At 64.5% G+C, this 17,542-nt stretch carries 17 protein-coding genes; 6 read left to right on the forward strand and 11 right to left on the reverse strand.

The annotated features are described in order from the left end of the window. Positions 1–147: 147 nt before the first annotated feature. From ABFD92_05760 to ABFD92_05775, 4 genes are all read right to left on the reverse strand, one after another. Positions 148–1,119 (reverse strand): ATP-binding protein, encoded by a 972-nt coding sequence (locus ABFD92_05760; GenBank protein ID MEN6504024.1) that lies wholly within the window; start codon positions 1,117–1,119, stop codon positions 148–150. Positions 1,120–1,152: 33 nt separating this feature from the next. Continuing rightward, entirely contained in the window at positions 1,153–1,617 is a 465-nt protein-coding gene (locus tag ABFD92_05765; protein MEN6504025.1) for an ATP-binding protein, read from the reverse strand. A 276-nt stretch (positions 1,618–1,893) separates the two neighbouring features. Further along, entirely contained in the window at positions 1,894–2,700 is an 807-nt protein-coding gene (locus tag ABFD92_05770) for a hypothetical protein (protein MEN6504026.1), read from the reverse strand. Beyond that, the gene (locus ABFD92_05775; protein MEN6504027.1) at positions 2,691–3,251 is read right to left on the reverse strand and encodes a sigma-70 family RNA polymerase sigma factor; all 561 of its coding nucleotides are present in this window, start codon (positions 3,249–3,251) and stop codon (positions 2,691–2,693) included. Before ABFD92_05775 ends, ABFD92_05770 begins: the two co-directional genes overlap by 10 nt. A gap of 239 nt (positions 3,252–3,490) precedes the next feature. Between ABFD92_05775 and ABFD92_05780 the strand changes: the two genes are divergently transcribed. The 3 genes from ABFD92_05780 (at position 3,491) to ABFD92_05790 (ending at position 6,743) form a co-directional block, all read left to right on the forward strand. After that, positions 3,491–4,060 (forward strand): hypothetical protein, encoded by a 570-nt coding sequence (locus ABFD92_05780; protein MEN6504028.1) that lies wholly within the window; start codon positions 3,491–3,493, stop codon positions 4,058–4,060. Between the two features lie 260 nt (positions 4,061–4,320). Continuing rightward, positions 4,321–5,184, forward strand: coding sequence for a VOC family protein (locus ABFD92_05785; GenBank protein ID MEN6504029.1), 864 nt, complete (start codon positions 4,321–4,323; stop codon positions 5,182–5,184). A gap of 263 nt (positions 5,185–5,447) precedes the next feature. After that, positions 5,448–6,743 (forward strand): GAF domain-containing sensor histidine kinase, encoded by a 1,296-nt coding sequence (locus ABFD92_05790; GenBank protein MEN6504030.1) that lies wholly within the window; start codon positions 5,448–5,450, stop codon positions 6,741–6,743. A gap of 59 nt (positions 6,744–6,802) precedes the next feature. Here the strand turns inward: ABFD92_05790 and ABFD92_05795 are convergent, their stop codons facing one another. From ABFD92_05795 to ABFD92_05820, 6 genes are all read right to left on the reverse strand, one after another. Then, positions 6,803–7,939, reverse strand: coding sequence for a hypothetical protein (locus ABFD92_05795; protein ID MEN6504031.1), 1,137 nt, complete (start codon positions 7,937–7,939; stop codon positions 6,803–6,805). A gap of 110 nt (positions 7,940–8,049) precedes the next feature. After that, positions 8,050–8,598: a DUF2617 family protein gene (locus ABFD92_05800; protein ID MEN6504032.1), complete on the reverse strand. Its 549-nt coding sequence runs from the start codon at positions 8,596–8,598 to the stop codon at positions 8,050–8,052. Between the two features lie 274 nt (positions 8,599–8,872). Then, a complete protein-coding gene (locus tag ABFD92_05805; GenBank protein MEN6504033.1) occupies positions 8,873–9,403 on the reverse strand; it encodes a DUF2062 domain-containing protein in 531 nt (176 codons plus the stop codon). Then, on the reverse strand, positions 9,404–10,450 hold the full coding sequence (locus ABFD92_05810; GenBank protein MEN6504034.1) for a glycosyltransferase family 9 protein: 1,047 nt from the start codon (positions 10,448–10,450) through the stop codon (positions 9,404–9,406). After that, entirely contained in the window at positions 10,447–12,219 is a 1,773-nt protein-coding gene (locus tag ABFD92_05815; GenBank protein ID MEN6504035.1) for a lipopolysaccharide kinase InaA family protein, read from the reverse strand. Before ABFD92_05815 ends, ABFD92_05810 begins: the two co-directional genes overlap by 4 nt. Before the next feature lie 27 nt (positions 12,220–12,246). Next, positions 12,247–13,305: a glycosyltransferase gene (locus tag ABFD92_05820; GenBank protein MEN6504036.1), complete on the reverse strand. Its 1,059-nt coding sequence runs from the start codon at positions 13,303–13,305 to the stop codon at positions 12,247–12,249. 268 nt (positions 13,306–13,573) lie between these two features. On the opposite strand from ABFD92_05820, the gene nikR reads away from it, so the two are divergent. From nikR to ABFD92_05835, 3 genes are all read left to right on the forward strand, one after another. Beyond that, positions 13,574–13,984, forward strand: coding sequence for a nickel-responsive transcriptional regulator NikR (gene nikR / locus ABFD92_05825; GenBank protein MEN6504037.1), 411 nt, complete (start codon positions 13,574–13,576; stop codon positions 13,982–13,984). A gap of 154 nt (positions 13,985–14,138) precedes the next feature. After that, entirely contained in the window at positions 14,139–15,002 is an 864-nt protein-coding gene (locus tag ABFD92_05830; protein ID MEN6504038.1) for an aminotransferase class IV, read from the forward strand. Beyond that, positions 14,999–16,093, forward strand: a complete 1,095-nt coding sequence (locus ABFD92_05835) for a Nif3-like dinuclear metal center hexameric protein (protein MEN6504039.1) — start codon at positions 14,999–15,001, stop codon at positions 16,091–16,093. The genes ABFD92_05830 and ABFD92_05835 overlap by 4 nt, the downstream gene beginning before the upstream one ends. Positions 16,094–16,227: 134 nt before the next feature. On the opposite strand, the gene hemA is transcribed toward ABFD92_05835, so the two are convergent. Beyond that, positions 16,228–17,538 (reverse strand): glutamyl-tRNA reductase, encoded by a 1,311-nt coding sequence (hemA, locus tag ABFD92_05840; protein ID MEN6504040.1) that lies wholly within the window; start codon positions 17,536–17,538, stop codon positions 16,228–16,230. Positions 17,539–17,542 lie beyond the last annotated feature (4 nt).

Here is a 17,542-nt window from a genome sequence, read left to right on the forward strand (position 1 = left end):
GCGCGGGCCGCCAGCAGCGTCAAATAGTCTATTGAATCAGACACCCAATATCTAGGGTCGGAGTACCCGAATGCTTCAATATATGGGCATCGATCCAGACAGAGTCAAATAGCCGTCAAATGAAACGTGGCCTGTCCCAATAGTCACTTAAGCCCAAAACGGTACATAACTTGCATGTCGCTTCGATTCGCTTTCGGGGTTATGGGCTCGGATCACGCCGGCTTCGATGGCATCGCTGATAATCCTTGAAACCTGTGCGCTGTTCTGCTTTTCGATTCCGAACCGTTCCCGCAACGTACTGTTGTTCATCCTTTTCCGCTGAACGTGCTGCAAGCAGGCATGTAGATAGCAGGCTCGAATACGGTCCGTCTTGTCCATACTGGCGAAGGGTCTATGTGCAAACAGGATCGCTCGGGTATGCCCACCTACTGCTTCAAACAGAGGAGCGGGCAATTGATAGAATTCGGTCTGAAAGACGACCTTGTCCACTCCGCTGCCGCGTTCCTCGCAGATGCCTGCTCGCCGTAAGAACGAAGCCAGCGCCTCATTCCGGGACCGCGGCGGAGTGTCCAGGAATCGCTCGGGGTCCATCAAGGGTTCTCCAGGATTAGTGATTTCCAGACGCCCGTCAAATACTTCGACCATCGGACCGGCCCCGTTGACCGTAAAATCCTGATGGATGATCACGTTGGCCACTAACTCGCGAATGGCCAATTCTGGATATATCGGAACTGCCTTGCGAAGTGCGTCCCCAATTACCTCGTTCTCTGGCAAGATGCCCTTCAGGAATCCAATCAATCCTTCGAACCCGGCGGCATAACCCTTACGCCCCTGATGCTCCCGCTTTGTCCGGATCCGTCCGTCTCCTTCATACTCTACAACGCGCACCGCTTTTCGGGCCAAACGCTGAAACTTGGACAGATCGGAGGCGAACAGCACCGCCCCCAGATTCAGAATGTCCCACTGACCACCCTCTCGGGCCTCGATCATGTGGTCGTCTACAAGACGGGCCAAGATCCCGTCGCGGGTTTCCGGCAACGGCACATTGAGCAGCGTGAAATAAGCGGGATAATCCAGCAGCGTCAGCACGTCCGCGCCGCTCACGCGCTCGGCCGCCACTTGCTGCTCAAACGGCGTGATATCGAAAATCCGTCACAGCTCGCGTTCCTTTTCCGGAAAATCCTTCAGCTTTTTCTTGTAAGATCCGATCCGAACGTATTCCACGCCTTGAAACTGCACCGGCTGGTGTGCTGCGCAAGGAATCTCGATCATTGAAATGCTCTTGCCATCCGTCTCGAATTCCACCAGACGCAAATGAATCCGAGGGCTCAACAGCCGAATAAGCCAGTTTTCCAGTTCCTCATTGCCCTTCTTCGCCAGTGTCGGCCGAAAACTCGTCCCCACCAATTCATGCGTCCCGTCGGACACGCCCCACATAAGATAGGCATTAGTCTTTCCCCACAGTGCCGCCGAATTGGCAAGCGCCGAAATGTATTCGCCGATGTCTTCCGGGTTGGCATTGTCGCACTTGAATTCAACCCATTCCGTTTCCTTAGGGAGTTGGCCCAGTTCATGCGCGAGACCGGCCAAATATTCCGGGCTGTCATTCCGCACCATCAAGCACCTCCACGACGAGTAGAGGCTCGTCATCCCCCAGCATCGGAGGCATCTTCGCGCTGGTCATAGCGTTTCCCTTTCTTTGGGAGTCGACTGCCTGCCCCACAAACAGGACCTCAGAATTTGACAGTTATTTTCATCGGCTGTCAAACGTTCTGTTTGACGATACCTCAAGCGATGCTTGTTTTGGACTGGACGTCGCGTTTCTTGACGCCGCAGCCTAGCGAACGGTGGCGATTTTGAAAAAGGTAAGCCCAAGCGGCTGGACTTGGGCGGTCATTGGAGGGAGGGTAGAACGGGAGTTCTGATAGCCTGGGCCATCACGTCGGCCAAGTGTGCCTGATCGACATTGCCCACCGCGCAGTAGGTGTATTCCCCCACCCCGCAGGCGAGCATGTTGGTGCCTTTGGCCGAGCTGCTGCGGGCGGTGCGGCCGTCAATTCGGACCGATCCGCCCATCCCCAGCGTCTCGACCTTGTCAGGAACCACTACCAGCGAGACCGGTCCCTGGGCCGTCTTGAGCACGAAGCAGCCCACGGCGCGGCCTCGGAACTTCTGGGTGCAGCAGCACGCGACTTCGCCGCCGCCGCAGGGGGCGCTGAGCGAACAACCGGTCTTGTCCTTGAGAAATGCCTCCATCTCCTGCGCGTTGCCGCAATGGACATTGCTGCCGCCGTGCGTCATGGCCTGCACGTTCTGGCGGTGGATCTCCACCAGCGCCGCCTGGGCGGCCGACGCGTCGGCAGGCCAAAGCATCGCCGCGCCCGCCACCACCAGCACCATCGCCGCGGCCGCCAGCGACGCATACCGCCACAGATGCGGAAAACGCATCACTCGCCGCCCTGGTTCCGTCAGAGGCGGGGCTTGCCCCGCGCATTGCTGGCTCACCCCAACGGTCTGCCTGCGAATCCGCGCCGCCAGTTCTGCCGGTGCATGCACACCCTCATGCGCCGCCCGCAGCCGCGCCCGCAACGACCGCATTCCCGCCAGCGCCTCGCGGCACTGCGAGCATGCGCCGAGGTGCCCGGCATGGGCGGCCTCGTTCAGCAGGGCCTCTTCGAATTGTTCAGCCGTCAGGTGCATCGTCGTTTCCCCGGCCCCAGGCCAAGCTCGTTGGCGTGGGCCTCGAGTTTCGTTTTCAGAACCGCCCGCGCCCGGTGCGTGCGGCTCTTGATCGTCCCGACCGCCACGTCCAGGACCGCCGCGACCTCGTCCTGGCCAAGCCCCTCGACGTCGCTCAGGAACAGGCACAACCGCTGGTCGTCGCTCAACTGCCGCATGGCCGTGATCACCTGCGCGTCGGAGAAATTCTCCAGCAGGTCCTGCGCGTCGGTCCAGGTGGTCGCGGGCGGCTCTTCCGCGGCCGCGACCAATTGCTCGTCCAGGCAGACGCCCTCTCCGGCCACCCGCCGATGCCGCAGCAGGTCGATCCAGCAGTTTCGCAGAATGCGGGTCAGCCACGCGCGGCAGCTCGTGCCGACGGTGAATCCTTTGAAGTTTTCAAACGCCTTGAGAAAGGTCGCCTGCGTCAGGTCCTCTGCCGTTGCGGGGTCGTGGCACAGCGCCGCCGCGGCGCGGTACACCGCGTCGAGCCAAGGCAGGGCGATCGTCTCAAAGTCTTTCGTTTCGGCCATCCAGCGCAGCGCTTTCCGCCATCAGAATAAACGTACCCGCGAGTTAATTCGTTCCCTGATTGTAAAGTGTTTGCAGCAATCTCGTCATGTTATTTGCTCGCGCACTGACTGCCGCTTGCGGCTTAGCAATTTTTCGCCGTACCCATCGTCCTCAGCCTCTCTGAGCCTCTGTGGCAATCCTTTTTCCCGAAGCATGCGGATAGACAAGACCCCGCTTGCTGGATTACGATGCGACGAATATGAAACAGAAGAAAGCATTCAGCGACTTTGCTGGGACCGGCAAACTGGTCCGCTTTACACGGCGCTTTGCGCCCGAGCACTTGCTCAACGGGTACGTTCTGCGCACCGGCAGGGAGCTGATCCTGGTGCATATGTTCGATGACTTTAAGGGCGACGGGTACTCGATCGTCCGCCAGGAAGACATTGAAGACTTTCGCCAGAGCCAGTTCGAGGACTGGTTCGATCACATGCTGCGCAGCGAAGGCCTGCTCGGCGGCCTCAAGATCAAGGCCGAGATCGACCTGACCGACATGCACAGCGCCATCCAGAGCGTCTCACGCAGCTTCGAGCAGATGATCATCGAATGCGAAAGCGAGGAGGGAGACGCCAACGCGTTTTACATCGGCAAGGCCGTCTCGATCGCCAAGACCTGCATCCAATTCAGCCACTACGACGCCCTGGGCTTCTGGAGCCAGCGCCCTGAAACGATCCAGATCCCGGATATCACCGTCGTGCAGTTCGACACGCCCTACATCCGGACCTTCTCCAAGTACCTTCGCCCCGGCCAAGCACCAAAGTCGCCGCAGTAGAACGGGGATGATAGAGCCGCTGAGGTCGCTGGGGTCGCTGAGGAAGAAGGAGATGGGGAACACAGAAGGATGGATGAATGGATGAGTGGATGAGTGGATGGATGGGGGAACCCGATCATCCAGCCATCCAACCATCCAATCATCCGCTCGTCCATCCATCCAACGTCTTCTTTCCTCAGCGACCTCAGCGACCTCAGCGGCTACATTCATAACCCAACCGAAGATTGGACAAGCGCCGCCGCGCGGATTAATATCCGGCCATGCCTTCCATTGAACATCTGGCGCTCAACGTTCCGGACTCTGCCGCCATGGCCGATTGGTACGTGCGGCATCTGGAGATGCGAATCCTGCGATCCGGCGGGCCGCCGCATCATGGACGCTTCCTGGCTGATGAAGCGGGGCGGTGCGTGCTGGAACTCTACAGCCGCCCCGACGACGGTATCCCCGACTACGCCGCCCTGCACCCGATGACCCTGCACGTGGCCTTCAACTGCCTTGACGTGGCGGCCGCCTTCAAGGCGCTGACCGCCGCCGGTGCGGTCGTCGTGGACGCACCCACCACCGACGCCGACGGCAACACCTTCGCCATGCTCCGCGACCCGTGGGGCGTGGCCGTCCAACTTGTCCGCCGCGCGAAGAGCCTGCTGCCCGAACTGCCGGTCTGGAAGCACACCACCTCGTTTCGGTACGACAAGTTCCACACGAAGGAGTGGTACGCCACGTGGTTCGAAAGACTGGCAGCGGATTACGGGCTTGCGCTCGTTGACGATAGTGCCCAGACGCGGAACATCTTCACGCCCGAAGACCTGGAAACGGCTTTGCCGGAACTCGGCTCGCCGCAGAGCATCGAGGAGTTGCATCGGCTGGGCCTGGCGCCGCTGGAGCAGAAGAAGATCGATCAACTCTGCAGGCCCATCACGTTTCGTACGCGGGTCTATCACAGCAAGGGCGGCGTGGTAACGCTCGAAGTGCGAGCGGCTCAGGGAAACGAGTTTCCCGCCATCGGGATCGAGCTATGGTGGGAAGAAGAGCTGCGCCTGTTCGGCGGGTTCATCGACCTGAAGGTCCGAGGCGATAGGAAGGTCTTCGATCAAATCAAAACCTTCCTGTCGATACGAGCTTAGTCGCATTGAGCGATGATGCGGGACCCGTTAGCGGCGGAGCTTGCTCCGCGCGTTGCGCGCACAACACGTCGAGCAAGCTCGACCGCTAACGGGAGTTCGACTTCGCCGCCTCCCGTTCTCACCTCGTCCTGCTCTGTGCCTCTGTGGTCAATCCTTTCGCGTCAATTTGGACGAATTTAATCTTTGTTCCCACGTATGTTCTTGCATTAAAGAGATTAAGCGGTAAAATTGGTCGCTGTTCACAATCATCTGCGGAGGCGCACGTGCCGGACACTGCTTTTCACAGCGATAAACCACTCGATGACTGGCTTTTTGATCTGTACGACCGCATGCTCGGCGAGGTCAAGTTGCCAGCCGTTCTGGAGGATGTCGCCCGCGCCGTCTGCGAAGACCGCAAGGCCCAGCGCGCGGCGATCTATCTTGTCGACCACGCCACGGCCGAACTCAAGTCGGTCGTCACCATCGGCAACGTCGCCCAGATTATTCACGTGCCGATCGACGATCAGTCGCTGGCGGGCTATTGCGCCACGCACCAGAAGGCGTTCCACGTGCCTGATGCGTATGGCGATCTGTCGGGTATTGCCCCCGGGCTGCATTTTGACGACGCCTGGGACCGGCTCAACAACTTCCGCACGCGCGATGTCCTGTGCGCCCCGGCCATCTTCAAGAACACGCTGGTGGGCGTGGTGCAGTTGATCAACGGCCAGGAGGGGCACTTCACCCCCGACGACCTGGCGCCGCTGAAGAACGTCGCGCGGATCATCGGCTACGCCCTCTACCACGCCAGACTCTACGACGACCTGGCCACGATGAGGCGCCTCGAGCACGAGAAGGCCGCCTTCATGCGGTTGATGGTGCACGAGCTCAAGAGCCCGGTGGCGGCTGTCAAAATGATGGCCGAGTTGCTGTCTCGCAAGGCCGGCGGCGACGCCCACACCGTCGAGATGGCCGCTCGCATCGCCCGCCGCGGCGACCACATGATCCAGCTCATCCAGGACCTGACGGAACTGGCGTACGTCAAGTCCGCCACGACGGCAGGCAAGGTCGAGGTGCTGGACCTGGTCGAGCAGACGCAGACCGTCGCCGAACACTACCGCGAGCAGGCCCGGGCTAAAAGTCTGGCATTCGAGACGCATCTGCCGCCCCAGCGCCTGGCCGTTCGCATCGACACCAAGGCTTGTGAACTGATCGTGTCGAACCTCATTTCCAACGCCGTGAAATACACCTCTGCCGGCAGCATCCAGGTGCGCCTGCGCCGCGAGGACTCCTGGGCGGTGCTGTCGGTGGCCGACACGGGAATGGGCGTCAGCGAGCAGGAGATCCCCAAACTCTTCCAGGAGTTCTACCGCGCTGCCAACGCACGCGCCAGCGGCATCGCCGGAACCGGCGTGGGCCTGGCCGGCGCCAAAGCCCTGGCCGAACGCTTCGGCGGAGGAATTGAACTCCAGACCGCTCTGGGAACTGGCTCGACCTTCACCGTCCGCCTGCCCCTTCAAAACGCCCCCTCGCCCGCGGCAGGAACCTTCATCTCAGAAGCCCCACCCGTCCCCGCCCAGTGACGGGGCTGCAGAGATCCTCACCGCGGAGATCGCAGAGCTCGCAGAGGCATAATGCTTCATTACTCCGCCGCCGCGCGAACCGAGGCGGGGCTGAGGATCCACGGGCCCGCGTTGATGGCCGTCATGTCCATGACTCGCCTGTCGAGCATCTCAATCATCGCATATTTGCAGTCGCGCTGGCGTTTCAGCTCTTCAAGTTCCAGAACGGCCCGAAGACATAATTCCATATTGCTGATACAGACCTGAATCTTCGATGACGCAACCGATCGTTGCCCTACGAGCCTGTCGCGTTCGCTCCTGGTCTCGACAAGTTCCTGCATAAAAAGCGCCTCGTATCTCCGCTCGATCTGCGAGCTGACGGCCGTGATATGCCGTGAAGGTTGAGTGGTCGCCGCCGCGGCGGCTTGGCCGGACTCTTCCAGAATGCGTGTCTCCGCCGCAAGGGTTTGAAGCTTCTGGAGCACTGCATCCCGGCTGGCGGGGTGGCGAGCGGCCATCCACGCCGCGCCGCCGCCTTTGGATTGTTTTTCCTCCATCTCTTTCAACCTGGCATTGACCGCCTGCAATTGAAAATCGACTGTGAGCTGTTCATCCATGAAGTGGGCACGCTGGCTGGTGAGTATCTCGATGCCTGCCGCCGCCGATTGAATCATTCCCATCTTGCGGCGGATATCACCCAGTTCATATTCCACAACGGTCTTCTGCCTCGTCAAATCCTGTACAGCCTCTTTCAGTTGTGCCTGTGCAACAGAGCGGCGTTGGGCAACAAACGCTTCCGACAGAGCGTTGGCCAGTTCCGCGGCCTCCAGATCCGTCGAGCAGTTGTGAACGCCGACGCCGACGATCCGGTTCTCTGAAAAGCCGATAGGCTTGACGCTGACATAGTCGCTGAAACTCAAGCCTTCGCCGGGCTTCTTGCCGGCGATGGTCCTTCCCTTCATCCGCATGTCGTTGAGGACCGCCGGCCAGACATTCAGGGCTATCTCCTGCTCTGCCGAGGCGGGAGAGGGGACGTCAGCCAGCAAAGCCGACGCCTGGGGCTTCGCGGGGCGGATCAAGCCGCCGGCCGTCAGGGCGATCGCGCCCACTCCGATTGCCACTGCCAAAAGCACGATGAGCACGATGGCCGTAATCTTCCATCCGGCGCCTGAACGGCGCGGGTCAAGCGGCGGCGGAACTTGAGTCTGTTCACTCATGTGATTCTCCCTGTGCAAAGGACCATGGCCCAGAGAGTAACACATCATCCCGACAGGTTGAATTGAAAACAATTGCCCGCGGCGCTAATCCGCAATCCGAAATCCCAAGTTTACTTGGCCAGTTCGAAGATGGTCATCGTCTTGACGACGGTGAGGTCTTCGGGGAAGGCGTGGAAGGCGAAGACGTGCAGGGCCTCGGGCTTGGCGTCGTAGTCGATGAACGTAAAGGGCGTCAGGGGCGGGCGGGTCATCCACATCGGGAAGGGGACGAACAGACCGCGCTGGGCTCCGACGCGCGCCAGGTCGTGGTGCGTCTTGGAATACACCTGCGGGCTCATCGTCTCGACCTGGAAGCTCATGATGTAATGCACGCCGCCATGCTGGCTCTGCTCGTGCTCGTTCTCGCCGCGGAAGGGCATCTCGATCAGGCGCCCGCGCTGGGGCAGCTCGCTGCCCTCGGGCGCGACGACCTCGACCAGCGTGGAACGCTCCTGGTGGAAGGCGATGACATGGCTGCAGCCGGTCACCCAGATCTGCGCCTCGTAGCCGCTCTTGACCACGTGGTGATCGTGGTAGATGTCGAACAGCTCCGGGTGCAGCGGGCGATCGAACAAGAAGAATCTCAGGCTGGCGACGCTTTGTTTCTGCCCTATATTCATGGGGGCAAGTCCTGCTCCGTTGCTCTCCGGTGCAACTATGGTCATTATACCAGCGAACCTGCCGTAGAAGAACGCGCTGTTTAAATTACTTCGGGGGCGGCGGGAACGAGAAAATCCGAAACAACAAATTCGAAATCCGAAACAAAGGACAAACAGCAAGAAGCAAAGAACCCCTATGAAACCCGATTCCCTTTGCGGTTTGCTCTTTGTTGCTTACGCCGTTTGATTCGGATTTCGAGTTTCGGATTTCGAATTTCGGATTTCCCCCCCCCAATTACTTCTTCATTTCAGGCGTTGAGGCATGGCCGTGCAGCGCGCGGTAGCCGATCACCCCGTAATACGTGGCCACGTATGCGATGATCCCCAGGACAGCCCCCACCAGCACGCTGCCCACCCACAGCGGCACCAGGATCGGGTCCAGCGCGCCCCACCAGTGTTGAACCTTCTCGTACCACGTCGGCGTCGACTGCAGGGCCGTCTTGAAGGCGTTCCAGAACGCCTGCCACGTGTACTCGCGCCCGAAAAGCTTCATCACCTGCACGCCGGCCCAGTAGTTGGGTCCGTAGACGGGCACCAGCGTGAACGGGTTCGACAGCCACACCAGCGGAACGCCCACGACCTTGTTGGCCCGAAACAGCGTACACAGCGCCACCACCAGCACCATCTGCGCCCCGATCGTCGGCGTCCAGGTCACGAAAATTCCAATGGCCACCCCCAGGGCGATCCGGTGCGGCGTATCGTCCAGGCGCAGGATCTTGTGGACCACGAAGTTCTTGACCTTGTCGACGATATAGCGGTACGGCACTTAGAACCCTCCAGCATCAAGGGCAGCGGTCACCGCGGCGACCACCGCCGCCGGTTCGATCGATTGCATGCATGTCACGTGTTCGCAGCGGCGCCGCAGACAGCCCTGGCACGGAACGTCGGACACCAGGTTCGTGCCGCGAAGGTACGCCCCCGTGCGCTCCGGTCGCGTCGGTCCGATGAGCGTTACTACGTCCACGCCGACGGCCGGGGCTATGAACTTTGCCGCCGAGTCGCAGCAGACCACCGCCGCGCCGGCGGCGATCATGGCCACCAGGTGCGCCGCGTCGGTGCGCCCGCTCAGGTCGATCACGCCGCTGCCCAGGCCCTCGGCCACCGCGGCGCACAGGGCCCGCTCGCTGTACGAGCCCAGCAGCACCACCGGCAGCCGCCTGGCCAAAGCCCCCACCACGGCCCGCCAATGCCGCACCGGATATTGCTTGGTCGCCCAGCGCGTCGGCGGCACGGCTACCATGAACCGCTTCTGCCCCAGCCCGTGCTCGGCCAGAAGGGCCGCCGCGCCCTCCCGCGCCGCCGGCGAGACCTGCAGCGTCATATCCTGCCCGCGGGCGTCGAGGCCGACAGCCGCCGCCAGCGCCAGGTTGCGGTCGACCGTGTGCGGCACGGGGGTGCGGACACGGTGCGTGTACAGCAACCACGCCGCCTCGCGCGCGTCGGCGAAGCCTGCCCGCAGACCGCTGCGCGTCACCCACGAGAAAATCCCGCTGCGCAGCAGGCCCTGCAGGTCCAGCACCCAGTCGTATCGTCCGCGGCGCAGCGACAGCAGGAACCTCGCCAGCTCGCCCGCGGCCGCCGGCGAACGCCAGCAGCGCCCCAGGCGCTTGCGGTCGAAGAGCAGCACTTCGTCGAGGTCGCTGTCGTGCGCGAGCACCGGGGCGCAGGTCGTCGAGAGCATCCACGTGATGTGCGCCTCGGGGTGCTGCCGCCGCAGCGCGCGCAGGACGGGCACGGCGGTCACCACGTCGCCCAGCGAACTGGGCTTGAGGATCAGCACGCGCCGCACGCGGGATGGATCGGTTGCGATCATATCGTCTGCGTGGTTCGGCCGCCGTCGTCCTCGCGTTGGCGCCGGGCGGCCTGGGTGATGCGGCGCGAGCGAATCTGCTGGCGGAGCTTTCGGGCCGACCAGGCCTCGAGCACGCGCCAGTACGGTTTGAAGTTGATGCGCCCGCTGCCGGGGCGCCGCAAATACCCCAGCAGCATGCGAAGCTGCCCGGCGTGGTTGACAACCGGGCAATTCAGCAGCGAGACGTTGAGCCGCATGAGGCCTTGGAACCGCCGGCGCTGCGTGAGCACCCGCACGGGTCGCAGGCCGTCCAGGTCCACCAGGACGATTCCCGGCGAGCGCCCGCCGCGCCAATGCACCAGCATGTTGTTGGCCTTGAGGTCGCGGTGGGCGTAGTTGTTGTCGTGGAGGCGCTGGAGCAGGCGCCCCATCTCGGTCAGCACGTCCTGGGCGAGTTGGCGCTGCTGGGCGGGCGTGAGCTGGTGCTCGCCGCTGGGCGGCACCGACAGGTGGGCGTTGAAGAAGTCGTTGAGCCGCGGGCAGAAAACCGTCTCGGTGATCAGGATGCTGTCCAGCAGCAGCGGACCCCACCGCCGCTCCAGCGCCGCCAGCGGCAGGGCCGTCGCGATGCGCCGCGTCAGCAGGGCGTGACCGAGCTCGAACGCCCGCACCGGGCGGCTGGGGCGCAGGCAGTCGACGAGGATCTTGTACCACTGCTTGCGGCGCGGGCGCTTGATGTGCATGGTGATCTCGCGCCCGCCCATGACGACGCTGCGCCGCACCACCAGGCTCGAGCGCGAATCTTTGAGCACCTCGCAATCGCCTTCCAGCAGGCTCTCGGGGCGCTCCAGCAGCGCCGCCCACTGCGCGGCGCTGAAGGTCGCCTCGCACGCCACCGACGGCGGAAACTTGCGCTTGCTGGCCAGCACCACGTGCCCGCGCCAACCGCGGGGCAGCTTGATGCGGGCGAAATACGCGTTGTCCTTGAGCACCCGACGGTCGCGCTTCGCCCGCAGCGTCCGCCGGTGGCGCTGCGCACTCTGCTCGATCATCATCTGCCACCCCCGCGCCGTGCCGTCGCCGCCCAAGGCCGCCAGGTAGTGCTTGAGAAACCGCAGGCGCTGGCTGCGCGTCGTGAAGTCGCCGCGGTCGCAAAGCAATTGCGCCAGATTGGCCGCCATCGCCGGACGCGTCGGGCGGCCTTGCGCCACGCGGTGAAGATCCATCAGCACAAGCTCCACCGACCCGCCGGCGTCCTGGACCAGGATGTTGCCGCAGTGCAAATCCTGGTGAAAAATACCCGCCGCGTGCATCCGCGCCAGCATGCGCGCCAGGGCGGCCGAGGCCTGCTCGACCCGCCGCCGCGCCGCGGGGCTGCGATCGCCCGCCAGGGCCTCATGCCAGGCGTCGGCGCCGCAGGCCGGTTCGACGGCGCGGCTGACCATCCACTCGCGCCCGCCCCCGCACGTCCAGGCCAGCACCGACACCGCCTCGACGCCCGCCCGCTGAAGGGCGGCGGAAAAGTGCATCTCGCGCCGCGCGCGGCTGACCCCCAGCCCCCGCACCAGGCGGCTGCCCAGCGAACGGGCGTGGAACTGCTTGAGATAGACCCTCTGCCCGCCGACGCTCCCATGCCACACGCTGCGCGAGGCGTTGCGCTTGACGAGCTGCCACCCGGCGACCGCCGGGTCTTCCAGCACGCCCAGGCTGCCCTCCAGCAGCGCGCGGGCCGACGGGTCGGCATAATGCACGCCGCCACAGTCGCAGGCTTTGTTTTTCTGGGATCGCATCACGCGGTCTGTTCCTGAAACCGTCGATTATAGCCGAATCGCCTGCCGGGGCGGCAGGATGTAACACGCTTCCAACGCGCCGCGGGCGAGGTCGACGCTATGGCGCTGCGCCGCCCGCTCTTGTGCAACCGCCGCGAGGCTGCGCCCCAACGCCGGATCGTCGATCAGCCGGGCCAGCGCCGCCGAGGTCTGGCGCGGCTTGGCCGGCGGAACCAGCAGCGCCGCGGCGTCGCCCAGCAGCTCGCGCAGGCCCGGCGTATCGGCGGCCACGATGGGCACCCCTGCCGCCATCGCCGCCGCGACGCTGGCCAGCCCCGCGTCGCGCGTGGGCAGGAACATCGCCGCGTCGGCGGCGGCGAGAATGTCCGCCAGCGGAACCCGCCCCGCCGGCGTCAACTGCTCGCTCTGAAACCCGGTCGAAACGACGAACGAGCGGACGTTGGGCAGATTCATGCCCTCGCCGCTGATGACCATCCGTGTCTGCGGCAGGAACCGCCGCACGATCGCGTGCGTCCATGAGGCGTACTTCTGCCCGGCATCGGGCGTCATCTCGCCCGGAACAACCACCAGGAAATATCCCGGGGCGATCCCCAGCGCCGCCCGCGTGCGCTGGCGCCGCTGGACTGCGTCGTCAATGGCCCGCGCAGGCGGCGGCAGCACCACCGTCCGTCCCGCGTCGGCGCCGGCGGCGAGCAATCGTCGCCGCAGCGTCTCCGTCGGGACCGTCAGGCCGATGTCCATCCGTGCCGCGGCGGCGACGATCTTCCCGACCTCCGCGCGAGGCGGCATGCACGGCAGGCTCAGCACGATGGGGCGGTCCTCGGCCGCAAGCTTCGCCGCCCGCAATACCGAGTAGCTCCAGGCATGCACCGCCCGTCGCCGGCGTGCCATCGCTTTGGTTTTCAGCCCCGCCAGGGCCTTGAGACCCATCGGCGCATGCACCGCCTGCACCGGCAGCGTCAGGTCCGCGCATGGCCGCGGCGGGCCGACCGAGACGATCACGTCATCGCCTTGAGCCAGCAGCGCCAACTGCAGCAGGCAGTCCTGCGGCGTCTGCGCGTCGATCATGTGTAAAACATTGCTCATTTCCCGCATCATACGCGGCGGGCGCCGGATTGGAAACGGGCAACCCGCCGGCGGAAGAACGTACGGGTAGAGTAGAGAGGCTCGCTCGCCACGTTAGCGGCGGGGCTTGCCCCGCGCGTGGCAGGGGACCGGCGCGAAAACGCGGGGCAAGCCCCGCCGCTAACGGCGCGCAGAACGGGTGGCATGGCGACACGCGACGTTTCTTCAGCGGGTCGCCATGGGCACGCAGACCGCTCGCCGTTACAATAGCCTTCCAGAGGAGCGCCCCATGACCGACCTGACACGGACGACGCTGGCGATCGAAATGGACCTGCTGGACAAATTCGACGCCTGGATGACCACTCGCGGCTATGACAATCGCAGCCAGGCCATGCGCGACCTGATCCGCGCGGCCCTGGTCGAGCAGGAATGGACAGACCCCAAGGCCGAAGTCGCCGCGTCGCTGTCGATCATTTACAACCACGCCTCCCACAGCCTCAGCCAGGAACTGGCCAGCCTCCAGCACGAAGACCACCACGCGGTGCTCTGCAGCCAGCACGTGCATCTCGACCACGACCGATGCCTGGAAGTGATCCTCCTTCGCGGCCGCGCCGAACAGCTCCGCCGCATCTGCGACGCCATCACCGCCACCCGCGGCGTCCAGGCAGGCAAGCTGTCGCTGCTGAGCTTGTCGCTGTAGCTATATGGAGTGCGGCAGCAGCAGCTGCCGCTTTGGTAGTTTTTAAGCCCCGCGGCAAGGGCCACGCCACCCGAACAACTTCAAAAGCGGCAGCTCTGGCTGCCGCACTCCATAGGGTTGCCATCGGCGGCGGGGAGGGATAGACTTCCCGCGTATGGCTAACAGCGTCTATTTCAACGGGCAGATCGTACCGGCCGAGCAGGCTTGCGTCAGCGTTTTCGATTCGGCGGTGCTGCACGGGGCGTCGGCGTTTACGACGATGCTCGCCCGCGGCGGGAAGGTGTTCCGTTTGCCGGCACACTTGGCGAGGCTGATGCAGACCGTCGAGCGGCTGGGTCTGCGCAACGACGCGGACGAAGCCACGCTCGAGCGCGCGTGCGGCGAGGTGCTGGCGGCCAACGAGCTGACCGACGCGAGGATGCGCATCACGCTCTCACCGGGCAGCATACACGGCAGCGGGAGCACCACGGTCGTCACGGCCGAGCCGCTGCCGCGGTATCCCGCAGACTGGTACGACAGCGGTCTGACGGTCATGATCGCTCCCTTCCGCCAGAACGTCGAAGACCCCACGTGCGGGTACAAGACCGGCTGCTACCTGCCGCGCATGCTGGCCCGCCAGCACGCCGCGGCCGCCGGCGCCGACGAGGCGCTGTGGTACACGCCGGCGTCTCATCTGGCCGAGGCGTGCTTCTGCAACGTCTTTCTCGTGCGCGACGGCAAACTCTGCACGCCGCCGCTGAACACGCCCGTCCTGCCGGGCATCGTGCGAGCGGCCGTGCTCGAACTGGCCGGCCAACTGGATATTGCCTTCGACGACCAGACGCCCCTGACGGTCAAGGAGATGCTCGCCGCCAGTGAAATCTTCCTGACCTCGTCCACCAGCGGCATTCGCCCGGTGGCCCGCATCGAGCGCCATCCGGTGGCCGATGAGAAGCCCGGACCGCTCACGCGGCGGCTGATGGACGCCTACGAATCGCTGCTGACGGGCGAGTGCGGACCGGCGCGGGAGACCTCATGAACGTACGAGACGTCGCTGCCGCGATGGAGACGCTCGCCCCGCCGCCCCTGGCGGCCCAGTGGGACAACACCGGCCTGCTGCTGGGCGACCGCAGCGCGGCCGTGCGCCGCCTCATGCTCTGCATCGACCTGACGGGGGAGGTGCTCGATGAATCCGCCGCCGCGGGCGCCGAGATGGTCATGGCGTACCACCCCGTCATCTTCAAGCCGGTCTCGCGCGTCACGGCCGATGAACAGCCCGTCGCCTGGCGGGCGGCGCGGAGCGGTCTGGCGGTCTACTGCCCGCACACGGCGCTGGACGTGGTGGCCGGCGGCACCAACGACGCCCTGGCGGCGGTGATGGGTCTGCAGGACCTTCAACCCATCGAGCCCCAGGATGCCCGCGCCAACTGCAATATCGTGGTCTTCGTACACCCGGACAACCTCGACGCCGTCAGCCAAGCGGCCTTTGCCGCCGGGGCCGGTCGCATCGGCAACTACAGCGAGTGCTCGTTCCACAGCAGCGGTGTGGGCACGTTCCGCGGGGCGGCGGGGACCAATCCCGCCGTTGGCAAGAGCGGCCGCCTGGAGGCGGTGCGCGAACTGCGCCTGGAAGTGCTGGCCCCGCGCGAGGCGACAGCCGATATCGTCGCGGCCATCCGCTCCGCCCACAGCTATGAAGAACCAGCCATCGACATCTACCCGCTCGATCCGCTGCCCAAGGGACAGGGGATGGGGCGCGTGGGGCGCCTGCTCAAGCCCGCACAGGCCGATCGGCTCATTGCGATGATCAAGAAAACGCTGCACCTGCCTGCCGTGCAGATCGCCGGTCCGCGGCGCCAGAAGGTAGAGCGGGCCGCCTGCTGCGCCGGTTCGTGCGGGGCTCTCTGGCGCGGGGCGGTCTCTGCCGGAGCCAACTTCTACCTCACCGGCGAGATGCACCATCACGACGCCCTGGCCGCCGCCGCGGCGGGCCTGACGGTGGTATGCGTCGGCCACAGCAACTCCGAGCGCCCTGTACTGCCCCTGCTGCGCAAGAACCTGCTCAGGCTCCTGCCGGCGCTGAAGGTGACAATCTCGCGAAAAGACAAAGACCCGTTGGGTCATTTTTGATTTGTTCAAAGAGGTTCACAGCGGAGATCGCAGAGGTCGCAGAGAGAAAAAGGAAGAGACTAAAAAGTAACCGTCCCGGATTATTTAATTCGGGACGGTTACTATTTATTTGTTCATGCCTTTTCCCCGTCTCTCTAATTCTCTGCGTTCTCCGCGTTCTCCGCGGTGAGATCTTTCCCCAGCGCAAACAGTTCGCGCACGGCGTCCATGAGTTCCTGGGTGCGGGCGCTGTCGGGGTCCTGGCGCAGGCGGGTGGCGGGGTCGTGCAGGATGCGGCGAACCGCGCGGTGCAGCGCGCGTTGGATGACTTCTTCGTCGTCGGCCGCATCAGCGTGCGTCGAGAGCTTGTTGCGGGCGGAGGCGAGTTCTTCCGCGGCGATCTGCTCGAGGCGTTTGTAGAGCGCGTCGATGGTGGGCGAGACCTTGCGCACATGCAGGCGCTCGGTGAGCTCGGCCACGTGCCGGTCGATGATGTCGCAGGCGCGGTCCTGCTCATCCTGGCGCAGGGCGATCGTCCGCCGCACGGTCTGTTCCAGGTCGTCGATATTGAACAGGCTGACGTTGTGTACGCCGGCCGCGGCGGGATCCACGTCGCGCGGAACGGCGATGTCGACGATCAGCAGGCTCTTGCCGCCGCGGCGGTGCTGGGCGGCCTCGACCATCGCCGCCGTGACGAGGGGCTGGGGCGAGCCGGTGGAGGTCACAACGATGTCTGCCGCGGCCAGGTGCTCATCCAGGTCTTCCAGCGACACGCTCGTGCCGCCGCAGAGCCGCGCCAGCGCCGCGGCGCGATCGGGCGACCGGTTGGCGATCAGAATCTTTCGGCAACCGAGCTTCGCCATGTGCTTGAGCATCATCGCGCTCATCTCGCCGGCGCCGATGCTGAGCACGCAGGCCTGCTCCAGCGCCGGACGCCCCTGGCGGATCAGATCGACGGCGACCGAGGCGACCGAGACCTTGCCCGCGGCCACACCGGTCTCGGTGCGGACGTGCTTGGCGGTGTGGAGGGCGCCCTCGACGAGTTCCTTCATGACGCCGCGGGCGGCGCGGGCCTCGTCGGCCAGGCGGCAGGCTTCTTTGACCTGCGCGACGATCTGGTCTTCGCCGGGCACGAGGCTGTCGAGCCCCGCCGTCACGCGCAGCAGATGGGCGACGGCCTGGGCGTCGGCGAGGCTGTAGGTTTCGCCGGCGAAGCTGTCGGGGTGGACGCGGTGGAACTCGCCCAGCCAGTCGACAAGGTCCTGCACTCGCGGCCGCTCGTGCAGGGGGCGGGCGACGTACAACTCGACACGGTTGCAGGTCGACAGCAGCAGGAACTCTGCCGCCGGCCATCGTTGGGCAAGCTGCGCTAGTGCGAGGGAGGCTTTGGCGCAGTCAAAGCTGAGCCGCTCTCGCATTGAGACAGCGGCGGTCTTGTGACTGGCGCCCACGCACAGAATTCGCATCACG

This window comes from Planctomycetaceae bacterium, assembly GCA_039680605.1.
Lineage (GTDB): Bacteria > Planctomycetota > Phycisphaerae > SM23-33 > SM23-33 > JAJFUU01.

What these genes read in the sequence shown, in the direction of transcription:
- ABFD92_05810 (MEN6504034.1), bottom strand. Translation starts at nt 10,450, where the DNA reads ATGATCGCAACCGATCCATCCCGCGTGCGGCGCGTGCTGATCCTCAAG.
- ABFD92_05780 (MEN6504028.1), top strand. Translation starts at nt 3,491, where the DNA reads ATGAAACAGAAGAAAGCATTCAGCGACTTTGCTGGGACCGGCAAACTG.
- ABFD92_05770 (MEN6504026.1), bottom strand. Translation starts at nt 2,700, where the DNA reads ATGCACCTGACGGCTGAACAATTCGAAGAGGCCCTGCTGAACGAGGCC.
- ABFD92_05785 (MEN6504029.1), top strand. Translation starts at nt 4,321, where the DNA reads ATGCCTTCCATTGAACATCTGGCGCTCAACGTTCCGGACTCTGCCGCC.
- ABFD92_05765 (MEN6504025.1), bottom strand. Translation starts at nt 1,617, where the DNA reads ATGGTGCGGAATGACAGCCCGGAATATTTGGCCGGTCTCGCGCATGAA.
- ABFD92_05830 (MEN6504038.1), top strand. Translation starts at nt 14,139, where the DNA reads ATGGCTAACAGCGTCTATTTCAACGGGCAGATCGTACCGGCCGAGCAG.
- hemA (MEN6504040.1), bottom strand. Translation starts at nt 17,538, where the DNA reads ATGCGAATTCTGTGCGTGGGCGCCAGTCACAAGACCGCCGCTGTCTCA.
- ABFD92_05795 (MEN6504031.1), bottom strand. Translation starts at nt 7,939, where the DNA reads ATGAGTGAACAGACTCAAGTTCCGCCGCCGCTTGACCCGCGCCGTTCA.
- ABFD92_05835 (MEN6504039.1), top strand. Translation starts at nt 14,999, where the DNA reads ATGAACGTACGAGACGTCGCTGCCGCGATGGAGACGCTCGCCCCGCCG.
- ABFD92_05815 (MEN6504035.1), bottom strand. Translation starts at nt 12,219, where the DNA reads ATGCGATCCCAGAAAAACAAAGCCTGCGACTGTGGCGGCGTGCATTAT.
- ABFD92_05775 (MEN6504027.1), bottom strand. Translation starts at nt 3,251, where the DNA reads ATGGCCGAAACGAAAGACTTTGAGACGATCGCCCTGCCTTGGCTCGAC.
- ABFD92_05820 (MEN6504036.1), bottom strand. Translation starts at nt 13,305, where the DNA reads ATGAGCAATGTTTTACACATGATCGACGCGCAGACGCCGCAGGACTGC.
- nikR (MEN6504037.1), top strand. Translation starts at nt 13,574, where the DNA reads ATGACCGACCTGACACGGACGACGCTGGCGATCGAAATGGACCTGCTG.
- ABFD92_05800 (MEN6504032.1), bottom strand. Translation starts at nt 8,598, where the DNA reads ATGAATATAGGGCAGAAACAAAGCGTCGCCAGCCTGAGATTCTTCTTG.